The sequence below is a fragment of the Halomicronema sp. CCY15110 genome (assembly GCF_016888165.1).
Classification (GTDB): domain Bacteria; phylum Cyanobacteriota; class Cyanobacteriia; order Phormidesmidales; family Phormidesmidaceae; genus Halomicronema.
Window position 1 is genome coordinate 1 of sequence record NZ_JACSWC010000399.1, and the last position, 816, is coordinate 816.

An 816-nucleotide genomic window follows, 5' to 3' on the forward strand; every position below is an offset into this window, starting at 1 on the left:
CGTTGAGAGCTGAGCGGTGGCTAAGTGCGCGGGAATCTCGTCATAAACCTCAACGTGATGGTAGAAATAGGCTTCGTCCGGTGGGGGCCACAAGTCATCGACCTGGCAAGGGCGTCCGGTCGCTAGACGCAGAGAGACATCCCCTTTGAGGCGAATCGCCCAGTTCCACTGATGCGCTTGCAGCCACTGTAAGAGTTGCTTGTGGTCAAAGCCCCGGTCCGCCAAGAGGGTCACCTGACAGCCAACGGGCAACTGGGTATAGGCTTGCTCTAACACCGCTTGATAGTCCTCGAACGCCACACTGGCACTGGGATGCTCCAGCACGGTTTGCGCCACCGTCAGGGAGCGGCCACCCCAAATCAGCGACACCTCAACGAGACAATACTGATTCCACAGCACACTGGTATCGAGGGCTAGGGTGACCGCGGTGTGGGCAAACGCAGCGAAGACTCGCTGTAGCAAAGGCTGATAGAAACGCTCGGCGCTGATCTGCGGATGCTCCAGCAGATATTGCAGGCGTGCCAGATGGGCGCGGGCCCCACAGCGACGATGACTCAGGTAGGGTAACCAACGGGCGGGGGCGGCTTGCTGAGACTGCAGAATCGCCCCCACTGCTTCACAAACCCCCTGCAGATGACGCACCTCTTTGGCGTTCACCCATTGACTCAGTTGAGTCATCAGTTGACGATAGAGCGGGGGAGTCATCATGACAGTTGCTGCTAAGTTGGGGAACTTCAGCCTCTCACAGATGGCTCCCCTTCTCAATCTGAGAATCTAGCTACATCAATACTCTCAGGACTTTTCTGCACCACTAAG

The 816-nt window shown here is 57.4% G+C and carries 1 protein-coding gene; it reads right to left on the reverse strand.

Annotation, left to right across the window (positions count from 1 at the left end):
• A partial coding sequence (locus tag JUK32_RS20660) for a transposase (protein WP_204140760.1) occupies positions 1-708 on the reverse strand: 708 nt, incomplete at its 3' end.
• Positions 709-816 lie beyond the last annotated feature (108 nt).